General features: G+C 68.9%; 12 protein-coding genes and 1 pseudogene. 10 read left to right on the top strand and 3 right to left on the bottom strand.

Going from position 1 to position 14,274, the window contains the following annotated elements:
• Nucleotides 1-433 precede the first annotated feature (433 nt).
• The 9 genes from glnA (at nt 434) to EER27_RS09445 (ending at nt 9,499) form a co-directional block, all read left to right on the top strand.
• Nucleotides 434-1,843, top strand: coding sequence for a type I glutamate--ammonia ligase (gene glnA / locus EER27_RS09485; RefSeq protein WP_123087873.1), 1,410 nt, complete (start codon nt 434-436; stop codon nt 1,841-1,843).
• 292 nt (nt 1,844-2,135) lie between these two features.
• Nucleotides 2,136-2,900: a TorF family putative porin gene (locus EER27_RS09480; RefSeq protein ID WP_123087872.1), complete on the top strand. Its 765-nt coding sequence runs from the start codon at nt 2,136-2,138 to the stop codon at nt 2,898-2,900.
• A gap of 38 nt (nt 2,901-2,938) precedes the next feature.
• A complete protein-coding gene (locus EER27_RS09475; RefSeq protein ID WP_123087871.1) occupies nt 2,939-3,277 on the top strand; it encodes a P-II family nitrogen regulator in 339 nt (112 codons plus the stop codon).
• A gap of 151 nt (nt 3,278-3,428) precedes the next feature.
• Nucleotides 3,429-4,712, top strand: a complete 1,284-nt coding sequence (locus EER27_RS09470) for an ammonium transporter (protein ID WP_223807283.1) — start codon at nt 3,429-3,431, stop codon at nt 4,710-4,712.
• A 288-nt stretch (nt 4,713-5,000) separates the two neighbouring features.
• Nucleotides 5,001-6,065, top strand: a complete 1,065-nt coding sequence (locus tag EER27_RS09465; protein ID WP_123087869.1) for a two-component system sensor histidine kinase NtrB — start codon at nt 5,001-5,003, stop codon at nt 6,063-6,065.
• A 257-nt stretch (nt 6,066-6,322) separates the two neighbouring features.
• On the top strand, nt 6,323-7,756 hold the full coding sequence (gene ntrC, locus EER27_RS09460; protein ID WP_190285749.1) for a nitrogen regulation protein NR(I): 1,434 nt from the start codon (nt 6,323-6,325) through the stop codon (nt 7,754-7,756).
• A gap of 206 nt (nt 7,757-7,962) precedes the next feature.
• Nucleotides 7,963-8,493: a superoxide dismutase family protein gene (locus EER27_RS09455; RefSeq protein WP_123088156.1), complete on the top strand. Its 531-nt coding sequence runs from the start codon at nt 7,963-7,965 to the stop codon at nt 8,491-8,493.
• A gap of 61 nt (nt 8,494-8,554) precedes the next feature.
• Nucleotides 8,555-9,043 (top strand): GNAT family N-acetyltransferase, encoded by a 489-nt coding sequence (locus EER27_RS09450; RefSeq protein ID WP_123087867.1) that lies wholly within the window; start codon nt 8,555-8,557, stop codon nt 9,041-9,043.
• Nucleotides 9,044-9,217: 174 nt separating this feature from the next.
• Nucleotides 9,218-9,499 carry a ribbon-helix-helix domain-containing protein gene (locus tag EER27_RS09445; protein ID WP_123087866.1) on the top strand — a complete coding sequence of 94 codons (282 nt, stop codon included), beginning with the start codon at nt 9,218-9,220 and terminating at the stop codon, nt 9,497-9,499.
• A 177-nt stretch (nt 9,500-9,676) separates the two neighbouring features.
• Here the strand turns inward: EER27_RS09445 and EER27_RS09440 are convergent, their stop codons facing one another.
• Together EER27_RS09440 and EER27_RS09435 are read right to left on the bottom strand one after the other, a co-directional pair.
• On the bottom strand, nt 9,677-10,039 hold the full coding sequence (locus EER27_RS09440) for a hypothetical protein (protein WP_148040991.1): 363 nt from the start codon (nt 10,037-10,039) through the stop codon (nt 9,677-9,679).
• A 295-nt stretch (nt 10,040-10,334) separates the two neighbouring features.
• Nucleotides 10,335-11,260 (bottom strand): annotated as a pseudogene (locus EER27_RS09435) (hypothetical protein); the annotation flags it as partial.
• 124 nt (nt 11,261-11,384) lie between these two features.
• Here EER27_RS09435 and EER27_RS09430 point away from each other — a divergent pair.
• Nucleotides 11,385-12,677: an acetyl-CoA C-acetyltransferase gene (locus EER27_RS09430; RefSeq protein ID WP_190285748.1), complete on the top strand. Its 1,293-nt coding sequence runs from the start codon at nt 11,385-11,387 to the stop codon at nt 12,675-12,677.
• 332 nt (nt 12,678-13,009) lie between these two features.
• On the opposite strand, the gene EER27_RS09425 is transcribed toward EER27_RS09430, so the two are convergent.
• Nucleotides 13,010-14,272 carry a heme biosynthesis HemY N-terminal domain-containing protein gene (locus EER27_RS09425; RefSeq protein WP_123087862.1) on the bottom strand — a complete coding sequence of 421 codons (1,263 nt, stop codon included), beginning with the start codon at nt 14,270-14,272 and terminating at the stop codon, nt 13,010-13,012.
• Nucleotides 14,273-14,274 lie beyond the last annotated feature (2 nt).

Below are 14,274 nucleotides of genomic sequence, written 5' to 3'. Positions count from 1 at the left end.
GGGGTCTGGTCCAGGAAGTCGGCAAGCATGAAGCGCCGGCGCCGCTGAGCCAAGCGCGCAACGTGGCGGCAACGACGGACACAGCTCCCGATCGCGCTGACAACGGAGCCGCCGGGCGCCGCCTGGTGGGCAGCGAGGCCCGCGCGTTGTCGTCCGCGCTACGTTGTCACGTCCGGATGCCGGGCCGTCTCGGCCCCGTCTGCACGGGCAGGATCGGGAAGCGGCGCCCCGTCCCACTGTTATGCACCACATTGGTGCACAGCGGCGGCGTGATGCACCACGTTGGTGCATATCCGGAGTTTTCCTCCGCCCTGCCCTAGTGAAATCAATGTGTTGGGCTGCGCAACGGCTTGGCACGGAAGCTGCTTGGATATCCATGTCGCCACCGTATGCGCGCCCTTTTTCCTACCCCGTCATTCCATCGGAGTCCGCCATGTCGCTCGAACACGTCGAAAAAATGATCAAGGACCACAAGGTCGAGTTCATCGATCTTCGCTTCACCGACATGCGCGGCGTGCAGCACCACGTGACCTTCCCCAAGTCGATCGTCGAGCCGGCGCTGTTCGAGGACGGCAAGATGTTCGACGGCAGCTCGATCAGCGGCTGGAAGGGCATCCACCAGTCCGACATGGTGCTGCTGCCCGACGCGGGCACCGCGTTCCTGGACCCGTTCACCGCCGACCCGACCCTGGTGCTGACCTGCGACATCCTCGATCCGGCCACCATGCAGGCCTACGAGCGTGACCCGCGCGGCATCGCCAAGCGCGCCGAGGCGTTCCTGAAGTCCAGCGGCATCGCCGAACAGGCCTTCTTCGGTCCGGAGCCGGAATTCTTCATCTTCGACAGCGTGCGCTGGGCCAACGAGATGGGCCACACCTTCTTCCACATCGACTCGGAAGAAGCGCACTGGAACTCCGCCCGTGAATACGAAGGCGGCAACAGCGGCTACCGTCCCGGCATCAAGGGCGGCTACTTCCCGGTGGCCCCGCTGGACTCGCTGCACGACATCCGTGCCGAGATGTGCAAGACGCTCGAAGAGATCGGCATCGAGGTCGAGGTCCACCACCACGAAGTCGCCAACGCCGGCCAGTGCGAGATCGGCACCAAGTTCAACTCGCTGACCCGCAAGGGCGACGAGCTGCAGATGCTGAAGTACGTGGTCAAGAACGTCGCGCACCGCAACGGCAAGACCGCCACCTTCATGCCCAAGCCGATCGTCGGCGACAACGGCAGCGGCATGCACGTGCACCAGAGCCTGGCCAAGGGCGGCGTGAACCTGTTCTCCGGCGACGGCTACGGCGGCCTGTCGCAGATGGCGCTGTGGTACATCGGCGGCGTGTTCAAGCACGCGCGCGCTATCAACGCGTTCGCCAACTCCACCACCAACAGCTACAAGCGCCTGGTGCCGGGCTATGAGGCGCCGGTGATGCTGGCCTACTCGGCGAGCAACCGCTCGGCCTCGTGCCGCATCCCGTACGTGTCCAACCCGAAGGCGCGCCGCATCGAGTTCCGCTTCCCGGATCCGATGAACTCGGGCTACCTGATCTTCTCGGCGCTGATGATGGCCGGCCTCGACGGCATCAAGAACCAGATCGACCCGGGTGCTCCGAGCGACAAGGATCTGTACGACCTGCCGCCGGAAGAAGAGAAGAACATCCCGACGGTGTGCCATGGCCTCGACCAGGCGCTGGAAGCCCTCGACAAGGATCGCGAGTTCCTCACCGCCGGCGGCGTGTTCACCAACGATTTCATCGACGCCTACATCACCCTGAAGATGCAGGAAGTGCAGAAGTACCGCGGTGCCACGCACCCGCTCGAGTACCAGATGTACTACGCGATCTAACTGGCGCGTACGACGAGCACCGCGCGTCACCGCTCCCTTGCCGTCGCGCGACGGCAAGGGATGCGACGGCAAGTTGTGCAGCCGTACCGCGACGCACCAGCGGCAACACCGCAACAACTACAAGAACTAGAGACACCCACAAGAGCGCACAAAGAAGCGCACAGGGAAAGACGCAATCGCGGGCGTGACCTGCCTGGGCAGGCCGCACCGCGGCAGCGCGGGCGAAGCCATGCCCGCGCACCAGGAGACAAGACATAACCGGGAGGGGCGCCACGTATGAGGAGCCTGCGTTATGAAGTCTCGTGCCAGCACCATCGCAACACTCGCGGTACTCGCGCTCGTCATGGCGATGACGGACGCGCAGGCGGGCATCGCCGGATCGGTCGCCGTGACCAGCGACTACGTGTTCCGCGGCGTCTCGCAAACCAATCGGGAGCCCGCGCTGCAGGGCGGGATCGAGTTCGCGCCCGCGTCCGGGAGCGGCTTCTACGCGGGCGCTTGGGGAAGCAACGTCAGCTGGCTGTCGGATCTTTCCGCGGTGGGCGCGCCGGTATCCAACAGCGTCGAGCTCGATGCCTACGCCGGCTATCGCGGCAAGCTCGGCCAGCGCGTCAGTTATGACGTCGGCGCGCTGTACTACGCGTACCCGGGCGACTACCCGAGTGGCTTCAACAGCCCCGATACCGGCGAAGTCCTGGTCGGCGCCACCGTCTCGCTGACCGACACCGCGTCGCTGGGCGCGAAGTACTCGCATGCCATCACCGACCTGTTCGGCTTTGCCGACTCGGACGGCAGCGGCTACCTCGACCTCAGCCTCAACTGGCAGTTCGTGCCCGGTTGGACGCTCAACGTCCACGGCGGCAAACAGTGGATCGAGAACAACGCCGACTTCGCGTACGCCGACTGGAAGGTCGGTGTCAGCAAGGCGTTCGACAACGGCATCTCGTTGACCGCCGCCTACAGCGATACGGACGCGGACCCGGCGCTGTATCGCAACGCCTATGGCAACGACATCGCCGACTCGGCCTTCACGCTCACCGCCAGCAAGGCGTTCTGAGCGATGACGAATCCTCCATCCCGCACAGGAGCCACGCGATGAAACTCATCACCGCCATCATCCGGCCGTTCAAGCTCGACGAGGTGCGCGAGGCGCTCGCCGAGGTCGGCGTGTCCGGCATCACCGTGTCCGAGGTGAAGGGCTTCGGTCGACAGAAGGGCCACACCGAGCTGTACCGCGGTGCCGAGTACGTCGTCGACTTCCTGCCCAAGCTCAAGATCGAGTGCGCGGTGCCCGACGCGATGCTCGAGGCCGCAATGGAAGGCATCCAGGACGCCGCGCACAGCGGCAAGGTCGGCGACGGAAAGATCTTTGTCAGCGCGATCGAGCGCACGTTGCGCATCCGCACCGGCGAACTCGACGAAGACGCCCTGTGAACCTCACGCGAGAAACGACATGACGAACCTCGAAACCTCTGTCCGCCCGCGCGAACGGGCGACTGGCTCCAAGAACGCAACAAATCGCGGCCTTGCCAGCGGCGCGCCGGCGCGCATCGTGCTTGCCGCGTCCGCCGTACTGGCACTGGCGATGCCGGCGCACGCCCAGGACCTCGCGCAAGCCGCGACCCCGGTGGTCCAGGCCAGCGTCGACAAGGGCGACGTAGCGTGGATGCTGACCTCGACCTTGCTGGTGCTGATGATGGCGGTGCCGGGCTTGGCGCTGTTCTACGGCGGCATGGTGCGCAGCAAGAACGTGCTGTCGGTGCTGGCGCACGTGCTGGTGGTGTTCTCGCTGATGCTGGTGCTGTGGATTGCCTACGGCTACAGCCTGGCGTTCGCAGGGGGCGGCGCGTGGCTGGGCGGCTTCGACAAGTTGTTCCTGGCCGGCGTGGGCATCGATTCGCTGGCCGACACCTTCAGCGAAGGCGTGAAACTTCCCGAGTACGTGTTCATCGCGTTCCAGGCGACGTTCGCCGGCATCACCGGCGCGCTGATCGTCGGCGCGTTTGCCGAGCGCGTGAAATTCGCCGCGTTGCTGGTGTTCGTGGTGCTGTGGTTCACGTTCGGCTACCTGCCCATCGCGCACATCGTGTGGGCCGCGGGCGGCTACCTGTTCGAGAAGGGGGCCCTCGATTTTGCCGGCGGCACGGTGGTGCACATCAACGCCGGCGTCGCCGGCCTGGTGGGCGCGTACTTCATCGGCAAGCGAACCGGCTACGGACGCGAGGCGATCAAGCCGCACAACGTGACCTTCACCTTCATCGGCGCGTCGCTGTTGTGGGTGGGCTGGTTTGGCTTCAACGCCGGTTCGGCGCTCGAGGCCAACGCCGGCGCCGCGTTGGCCTTCATCAACACGCTGGTGGCCACCGCCGCGGCGGTGTTGAGCTGGGGCCTGGCGGAGAAGCTGGTCAAGGGCAAGGCGTCGGTGCTGGGCGTGGCATCGGGTGCGGTGGCCGGCCTGGTTGGCATCACGCCGGCGGCCGGTCTGGTCGGCCCGCTGGGTGCGATGGTGATCGGCGCGGTGGCGGGCGTGGTGTGCGTGTGGGGCGTCAACGGCCTCAAGCGCCTGCTCGGCGCCGACGACAGCCTGGACGTGTTCGGCGTGCATGCGGTGGGCGGCATCGTCGGCGCGCTGTTGACCGGCGTGTTCTACGCGCCATCACTGGGCGGCCAGGGCGGCGAGGACTTCGACATGCTGGCCCAGCTCGGCCTGCAGGCGCTTGGCGTGGGCATGACGGTGGCGTGGATTGGCACGGTGTCGGTGCTGTCGATGCTGGTCGCACGCGCCACGGTCGGCCTGCGCGTCAGCGTCGAATGCGAACGCGAAGGCCTGGACATCACCACGCACGGCGAAACCGCCTACGAGAGTTGAGCCGAGAACGGGATTCCCCTCCCCCCGTCATCTCGTTTGGCCCGGAGCGATCCGGGCCACTTTTTTGTCGACGGCGGACGTCGCAGACGTAGGGCGCAATAACCGAAGGGCATTGCGCCGGATTCCCCACTGTCGAGGCGTCATGCGCCGATCGTCGATTCGCGACGCCCTCTGGCGCGTAGGCACGTTGGGGATCCGCGCGGCGGTTTCGAGGCGGGCGTGCGGCGACGCGAGTGACGCGCGAGTCACCGTGCCGGTTTCCCGGTGGCCTTGCCCTACCATGGCGCCATGCCGCCCGAACCGCCTGCCGTACCGGACCTCGACAGCCTGACCACGCCGCTGGCGTGGACCGATGGCGCGGGCACGCTCACCGGGGCCAATCCGGCGTTCGTGCATTGGCTGGGGATCAGCGCGCGGCGGTTGCTGGGCTCGCCGCTGACCGCGCTCGACGGCGATAACGGCCGGCTGGCCGAGGTGCTCGCCCGGCCGTTGCAGGACGGGGACGACGCGCTGGCGCCACTGCGCCTTCGCCGTGCGCGCCTGCGTGGCGCCGACGGTGGCGAGCACTTCGCCGACCTGTGGCTGAGCCGGCGCGACGGTGGCGGGTGGCTGGTCGAGGCGCACCCGGTCGACGAGTTTCCCGGCGACGATCCGGCGCTGCTGCTGCCGTCGGCGTTGTCGGCCTCGCTCAAGGGACTGGCGCACGAGCTGCGCAATCCGCTGGCCGGGCTGAAGGGCGCGGCGCAACTGCTGGCGCGACGGGTCGGCGACGACGCCAACTCGCGCGAGCTGATGACCCTGATCGAAGACGAGGTGGCGCGCTTGGGCGCGCTGCTCGACCAGTTGCTGACCCCCGCGCCACCGCGCGCGCACCAGCCGACCAACATCCACGCGGTGCTCGAACGCGTGCTGCGGCTGGCCGAGAGCGAAGCCGGCTGGGCGGTGCGCCTGGTGCGAGACTACGACCCCAGCCTGCCGGAGTTCTCCGGCGACCCGGATCGCCTTGTGCAGGCCGTGTGGAACCTGGTGCGCAACGCGATCGAGGCCGGCGCGGCCAACGTGAGCCTGCGCACGCGTGCCGAGCACGGCGTGCGCATCGGCGACGAATTGCACCCGGTGGCGTTGCGCCTGGAGATCGTCGACGACGGCCGCGGCGTGCCCGAGGAACTGGCCGAGCAGGTGTTCCTGCCGCTGGTGTCCGGTCGCGCCGAGGGCAGCGGCCTGGGCCTGGCGCTCGCGCAGCAGGTCGCGCGCGAACACCGCGGCTCGCTGGCTTACCGCTCACGCCCGGGACACACGCTGTTCACCCTGCTGTTGCCCATGGCGGACGAGGCTGCTCGCGGCGGCGGATAGGCCGTGCCCGCGTGGCGCTGTCACCGGCGGCGTTCGCACTGCCCGGTCCAGACGCACCGCGCCGATGCGGTCGCACGGCTTCACAGGCCTGCAGGGAAGGCGGGGGCACCTTAAGCTCTGGCAACCGGAACCCGCACCGCACGAGGCTCGCCCATGCTGCATCCGCTTCGCCCTCTTCCCTGCCGGGCGCGAGCCAACATCGCTGTCGTGACGGCCCCGCCGCGCGGACCGATGCCGCGCAAGCCGATGCCGCGTACCTGCCGATGAGTGCCCGCCCGTCCACCGTCTGGGTTGTCGATGACGACCGCAGCGTTCGCTTCGTGCTGGCCACCGCGCTGCGCGAGGCGGGCTATCGCGTCGACGAATTCGGCGGTAGTGCCGATGCCCTGGCCGCGATGGCCGAGCGGGGCGCGCCGGACCTGTTGTTCACCGACGTGCGCATGCCCGGCGACGGCGGCCTGGTGCTGCTCGACAAACTCAAGGCACAGGCGCCGCAGCTGCCGGTGGTGGTGATGAGCGCCTACACCGACGTGGCCAGCACGGCCGGCGCCTTCCGCGGCGGCGCGCACGAATTCCTGTCCAAGCCGTTCGACCTGGACGATGCGGTGGCGCTGGCCGCGCGCGTGCTGGAAGGCACCACGACGGGCGACGAGGATGTCGCCACCGCAGCGAGTGTGTCGGCTGACGTCGACACCGCGCCGACGCTGGTCGGATCGACCGTGGCGATGCGCACCCTGTTCCGCGCGATCGGCCGCCTCGCGCAGGCGCCGCTGTCGGTGCTGGTGACCGGCGAGACGGGCACCGGCAAGGAACTCGTCGCGCGCGCGCTGCACCGCGAGTCGCCGCGTGCGGGCAAGCCCTTCGTTGCGCTCAACACCGCGGCCATTCCGTCCGAGCTGCTGGAGTCGGAGTTGTTCGGCCACGAAGCCGGGGCATTCACCGGCGCCAGCAAACGCCACATCGGTCGCTTCGAGCAAGCCGACGGCGGCACGCTGTTCCTCGACGAGATCGGCGACATGCCGCTGCCGCTGCAGACCAGACTGCTGCGCGTGCTCGCCGAGGGCGAGTTCTTCCGCGTCGGCGGCCGCGAGCTGATCCGCGTCGACGTTCGCGTGATCGCCGCCACCCACCAGCACCTGGAACTGCTGGTGGCCGATGGACGTTTCCGTGCCGACCTGCTGCACCGCCTGGACGTGGTACGCCTGCGCCTGCCGCCGCTGCGCGAGCGCGTCGAGGACGTGCCACAGCTTGCCGAGCGCTTCCTGGCCGCTGCCGCCGCGCGATTCGATGCGCCGCCCAAGCGGTTCGCCCGGACCGCACTGGAGCGCCTGCTGGCGCACACCTGGCCGGGCAACGTGCGCGAGCTTGAGAACCTGTGCTGGCGGCTGGCCGCGCTGGCACCGGCCGACACGGTCACGGCCGCCGACCTCGACGCGGCCATGGCCACCGGCACCGCGGTCCAGGGCGGCGCGACGGGATGGGAAGCGGCGCTGGCCACCTGGACGCGTGCCGAACTCGACGCCGGCGCACCCGGCATCCTGGAGCGGGCCCGCGAGACGCTGGAGGGCGTGCTGCTGGACGTGGCGATGGAGCGAAGCGGTGGTCGCCGCAGCGAGGCCGCCGCGCGCCTGGGACTGGGCCGCAACACGCTGTCGCGCAAGCTCGGGCCGGGACGCACGCCGCGCACATGACGAACACGGTCCGCACCGTGCGGCATCGGGCGTATTGCCGGTGCCGCGCGGTCGTTCACCGCCGTCAAAGCTTCGACGCGTTAGCTTGATCGTTGCTCGCAAATCAATGGAGGATCGCGATGAAGACCGATCGATTGCCTGACCGCCCATCCACCCGACCGCGGTACCCCGCACGGGCTGCCGCCGTCGCATCGACGTTGCTGGCGATGCTGGCAACCGCCTGCGGCAGCGCGCCGTCGCGGCCAACGTCGGCGGACTACCGCGCCGCCTCCGTGTCCACCGCCCAGCTGGCCAGCGCGACGGTCGCGCCGGCATCGGGCAGCCTGGTCAGCGGCAAGCTCAGCCTCACCCCGATGACCGGCGGCGTACGCGTGAGCGGTGAGCTGGGCGGCTTGGGCAGGGGCAGCACGCACGCGATCCACATCCACGAGAAGGGCGACTGCAGCGCGGCCGACGCGAGCAGCGCCGGCGCCCACTTCAACCCGGCTGCGGCCACGCACGGCAAGGTCGGTGGCGGTGCCCACCACGCCGGCGACATGGACAACATCGTCGCCAGTGCCGACGGCGTCGCGCGCGTGGACGTGCATGCCGAAGGCGTCACCCTGGGCGGCGGCGCGGCCAACGACATCGCCGGACGCGCGCTGGTGGTGCACGCCGCACCCGACGACTACAGCAGCCAGCCGGCCGGCAACGCCGGCGCGCGCGTGGCGTGCGCGGTGATCACGATCCAGCAGTGACAACCGCCGCGCGGCGCCGACAGGCTCGACCACGCGAACCGGCAAGCAGGCAGGACCCACGATGACCGAACTGCGAATCCGCACCGCCCACGCCAGCGACCGTGACCTGCTTGCGCAGTGGGCAATCACGATGGCGATGGAGACCGAACAACGGCACCTCGACCGTGCGACCGTGCGTGCCGGCATCGCCGCCGGCATCGCCGATCCGGCCAAGGCACGCTACTTCATCGCGATGGACGAGGCCGTGGTGGCTGGCGGCGAGACGATCGCCGCGCCGGTGGGCACGCTGATGCTCACGCACGAATGGAGCGACTGGCGCAACGGCGACTGGTGGTGGATCCAGAGCGTGTACGTGACTCCCACCCACCGGCGCCGCGGCGTGTTCGCGGCGTTGTACCGGCACGTCGAAGCGCTGGCGCGCGCCACGCCGGGCGTGGTGGGCCTGCGACTGTACGTCGAGCACGGCAACGTCGACGCGCAACGCACCTACGCGGCGCTGGGCATGGACGACGCGGGCTACGCGGTGTGCGAGGCGGAGTTCGAGCGCTGATCTGCGGCATCGATCCGTGGTGAGGACGCCCCGGGCGGATTCGCACGGGGGATCCACCGCGCAAGTCCGGGCCGCGCGCAATGCGCGGTGCCCGCGGGGCGGCAGGAATTCGTGCGTTTGTGTCCCGTGCCAGCGGGCGTAGGATTAAATCCTATCAACGGAGAGAGAGTAGCCATGCGCTCGACCCAACAATTCAGCATCACCCTGCCGAACGAAATGGCCGACCTGGTGAAAGCCAAAGTTGCTGCCGGCGAGTACGCGACCGAAAGCGAAGTCATCCGCGATGGCCTGCGCACGCTACTGGCCCGGGACCAAGCCATGGATGCGTGGCTGCGCGAGCAGGTCATTCCCGCCGCCCAAGCCCTCAAGGCTGACCCCAGCCGTGCATTGTCCGCGGGGCAGGTGCGCGAACGCCTGACGACAAAGCGCCGCCGGACGGGCGCTGGCAAGGCGTGAGTTACACCGTCCAGTTCGCACCGGAAGCGCTGGATCAACTCGAAGCGATCGAGGACTACATCGCGAATGGCGTCATAACCAATCCCGCCCGGTGATGCCCACGGGCTCGCTGTTCAGCAGAGCCACCCGCATGGAGCTCGTCGTTATCAACATCCCGTAGGTGCTGAGACTTAACGTTCAGCGCCCACGAACAGTCGACAAGTCGATCTCGGTGACGTCCCAACGACCGTCGACGTAGGTCAGGTAGGCGATGGGAACCATCATCACCGGAGCCCTCGGCCCGCTGCGGACCAGCACTGCCTTGCCATCTCTCACGCGGAGCGCCCAAGCACCGATGTGCGCGATGCCGCCCTGGTCGATAAAGCACGTCTCCCGACTGGTGACGGTCTCCAACGCGGAGAAGTCGGTGTTCTTTGGCTGACTCCTGAGCTGTTCAATCAAAGCGATCTTGATCTGCTCCAGATCCTGCTGCGAAACAGCTCGTGTTCCTTCTGTAAGTGCGAGCAAAGCTTGTGCTGGCGCTTGAGCCTGTGTGGTCATCGACGTGGATCCCTGAGTTGTAACGCATCCGGCTAATGCCAGCACGAGTACTCCCTCCGCCACCTTATGAACTGCTCGACGCATCCAAGTTGTCCCTTGTCTCTCCATCGCACTTCGAATCATCCCGGGCTTGGCAGACACCTAGCACCTGCTGACGCGACTCGGCCTCGAACTCGCCCGAATACTGTTTGCTCGAACACGCGTCCGTGATTGCCGTGAGGCAGGTCTCGGAGATGTCCAGTGAACCTGAGGCGATGCGGTCAGGGCCCGCAATCCGGCGCTGGGCGCAGGCGCGTGCGCCTAGAGATCTGCGCGGACGTCGGCCTGGGTGCTCGGGCAGTGCACGAACGTCACCGCCACCGCGTGCGCCTGCAGCACCGCCGCCATCTGGCGCTGCCGTGCCTGGAACTGGTCGTGCTGGCGCGACAGTCGCTCGCGCACCTGCGGGTCGCTGCAGTCCGCGTCGGCGGCGTAGCGCTGCTTCCACGCGCTGGTCTCGAACATCGCGATGCGCGCTTCGCGCTGCGCGTAGTGCACCAGCGGCTCGGGCGGGGCGTCCAGCCAGTGCTCACCATCGGGTTCGAGCAGCGCGGTTTCGAGGATCGGCCACAGCGCGCCCAGGCCGGCGTGTTCGTACTGCATGGCAATCATCGCGGCGAGGTCGTGCACCGTGAGATAGCGCGCGTGTTCGATCTGCAGGCCGAACGCGTGCTGCGCAGCCAGCGCGGTGTCCGCGCCGGCCATGCCGGTTTCCAGCAGATCGCGCTCGAACGCATCGCCCACGCGCGCCACCGCGTCCGCATCGCCGCCCAGCAGCAGCGGCACCAGCCGCAGCGGACCGCCCGCGAAATCCGGCGATGGCGCGAGATTGCCGGGCAGTCGGTCTTCGTGTGCACCAAAGGCGATGACGCGTCCGCCGGTTTTCAATCCGCCGTCGCGTGGCGCGCGCGCGGCCAGCTGATCGAGTTCGTGGTGCAGCGGCCAACCGGGACGCAACACCTCGACCGGATCGTAGTGCGCGCCCACGGTGACCAGTTCCAGCGTCGCCGCCTCCGGCGAAAATTTCGCCAGATCACGTGCGACCAGCGCCGCCAGTTCGCCGACCTGGGCCTGCGCCAGCGCAACGTGCGCGACCGGGGCGTCGCCGCGCAGTTCCAGCGCAAGCGCGCCGAGCACGTGCAGTGCCGGCGGGGCGGAGGGGAGCGGGCGGGTGTCGGTCATTGGCGGGATTTCAGTACGCTGGCGTTTGGAGGGGCGCAAGGGCGGGGTTACACTGCGGCCATTATGCCCGCCGATCAACGCGGGCCGGTCTCAAACGGGCCCGCGCGACTGCCGCGGGTCCCCCCTGCGAGGTGTCCCGATGCGTTCAGCCCGTCCCGTCGCCGTACTCGGTGGCGTCCGCATTCCGTTCTGCCGCCAGAACACCGCCTATGCGGACGTTGGCAACCTCGGCATGTCGGTGCGCACGCTCGGTGCGCTGGTCGAGAAGTTCGGCCTGCACGGCCAGCAGCTGGGCGAGGTCGCGATGGGCGCGGTGATCAAGCACTCCAATGACTGGAACCTCGGTCGCGAGGCCGCGCTGTCGTCGGGCCTGTCGCCGCTGACGCCGGGCATCACCCTGCAGCGCGCCTGTGGCACCTCGCTGGACAGCATCATCACCGTGGCCAACAAGATCGCCACCGGGCAGATCGAAGCGGGCATCGGCGGCGGTTCCGACACCACCTCCGACGTGCCGATCGTGTACGGCAAGTCGCTGCGCCGTCGCCTGCTGGCCGCCGCGGCCGCCAAGACCACCGGCGCCAAACTGGCCGCATTCAAGGGCTTCTCGCCGCGCGAGCTCAAACCCGATTTCCCGGGCGTGGCCGAACCGCGCACCGGAAAGTCGATGGGTGAGCACTGCGAGGACATGGCCAAGGAGTGGAACATCTCGCGCGACTCGCAGGACGAGTGGGCGCTGGCATCGCACCAGAAGCTCGCCGCCGCCTACGACCGCGGTTTCTTCGATGACCTGGTGGTCAGCTTCCGCGGCGTCTCGCGCGACAACATCCTGCGCGCCGACAGCTCGCTGGAGAAGCTGGCGACGCTCAAGCCGGCGTTCGACAAGACCTCCGGCCGTGGCACCCTCACCGCGGCCAATTCCACGCCGTTGACCGATGGCGCCAGCGCCTGCCTGCTGGCGTCGGACGAATGGGCGCAGGCCCATGGTCACGAGGTGCTTTGCTACCTGCGCGACGCGCACGTGGCGGCAGTCGATTTCGTGCACGGCGAAGGCCTGCTGATGGCGCCGACGGTGGCCGTGCCGGAGATGCTCAAGCGCAATGGCCTGACCCTGCAGGATTTCGATTTCTACGAGATCCACGAGGCGTTCGCCGCACAGGTGTTGTGCACGCTGCGCGCGTGGGAGAGCGAGGAGTACTGCAAGAATCGCCTCGGCCTGGACGCGCCGCTGGGTCGCATCGACCCGGCGAAGATCAACCCCAACGGCTCCTCGCTGGCGGCGGGCCATCCGTTCGCCGCGACCGGCGCGCGCCTGGTCGCGACCGCGGCCAAGGAACTCAAGGCACGCGGCGGTGGACGCTGCCTGCTGTCGATCTGCACCGCCGGCGGCATGGGCGTGGTGGCGATCCTCGAGCGTTGAGTTGAGCTAGCCAGGCGGGCCGGCTTTCGCCGGCCGCCGCGATGCCATCGACCGCGCCGGTGCCACGCGCACCGGCGCTCGGCTGCGGGCCAGGGAGTCACCGTCGTGTCCGCCCATCATCCGTATCAGACTCCCGACCCATCGCGGCAGGAGTCCAGCGATACCGGCTGTTGCATGCATATCGGCTACCAGCGGGAGATCCGCGGCGCGGGCCCTCTGCCGTCGCGTTGCATCCTCGCCAGCCTGCCGCCGCGTTTCCGTCGCCACAGAGCGGGCGGAACCGCACCCGCACGATGGCCACGCGTCGTCCCGCGCAGCTCCCAGGACGCGACCTAACCGCGCAGTCGCGGCATGCCGTGCTCGTCGCGTTCCTCGATCGCGGCCTCGTCGAAGATCCGTTGCCGCAGGTCGCGGCCCGGCAACTCGACGATCGCCTCGTCGCGCGCGCTGCACAGGGCGTTGGCGTAGCTGAGGCGCGCGAGGGTCTCGTCACCGGCTTCGGCGAAGCCGTGGCCAAGCTCTTCCCAGCCTTCGCTGCCGGCGCCCTGGGCGATCGCGCGGTGCAGGTAGCCCTCGGCTTGCGGCCAGCGACGCTGGGCACGCAGCAGGCGGGCCAGTGCCAGCAGCAGCGCCGGGCTCGCCGGGTGTTGCTGCAGCCAACGTTCGGCATTGGATTGACGTGCTTCGAGACGACCGACCGGCAGCCGCCCGTAGAGCGACGCCAGCGAATCGCTCCAGTTCGCGTCCAGTGCCTGTTCGACACTGCGCGTGGCGGCTTCGTCCCAGCGCAGCGCGGCAGCGCGTTCGGCGTACGCGGCGACTGCGGCCGGGTCGCTGCGCAAGGGCTTGGGCAGCGCTTCCCAGCGATCGGCGAGCACGTTTGCGTCGGCGGCTTCACGCAGCCCCGCCTCGGCCCAGCTCGATTCCAGACGCGCCAGTTCCGCGGTCGGAAGCGCATGCTGCTGGCGCAGTGCGCCCAGCAGTCCGTACGCCTCGCCGCTGCGGCCCAGTGCCGCCAGCGCCTGCGCGCGCAACGCCAGTCCGCGCGGCGGCAATGGTTGCGGCGCGGTATCCAGGGTCTCGAGCGCGCTCTCGAAGGTGCCGGCATCGAGCTGCCGTTGCGCGCGCGCAATGGCCGCGTCCAGTGGGCGTTCGGCGGCGAGGGCATCGAGGTGGCGCGCGACGGCGTCGTCGTCGCCGCGTGCATCGGCGGCGCGTGCCGCGGCGAGGTGGGCAATCGCGGCGACTTCGTTGCGGCCGACGCGCTGCGGCTGGGCGGCCTGCGACAAGGCCTTCTCGGCGCGCGCCCAGTGGCCCTGGTGCAGCGCCTCCAGGCCTTCGACCAGCCGCGCCCGCGCATGCTTCTTGCGGTGCCGGCGCAGGGCCGACAGCGGCAAGCTCAGGCCCTTCCACAGCACCCACACCAGCGCGATCGCCGCCACGCCCATCAGCAGCGCATCGACCACCGTCATGGTGTAGTCGTAGCCGCCGTAGCGCACCAGCACGTGGCCGGGATCGCGCACCAGCAGTTGCGCGACCAACGCGCCGACCAGGGCCAGCACGATCCAGAACAGCAGGTTACGGAACAGGTTCATGG

The organism is Montanilutibacter psychrotolerans (genome assembly GCF_003719825.1).
In the GTDB taxonomy this organism is placed as follows: domain Bacteria; phylum Pseudomonadota; class Gammaproteobacteria; order Xanthomonadales; family Xanthomonadaceae; genus Montanilutibacter; species Montanilutibacter psychrotolerans.
The sequence above is the reverse complement of the archived record's forward strand: the minus strand, read 5'-3'. Positions and strand labels throughout refer to the sequence as shown.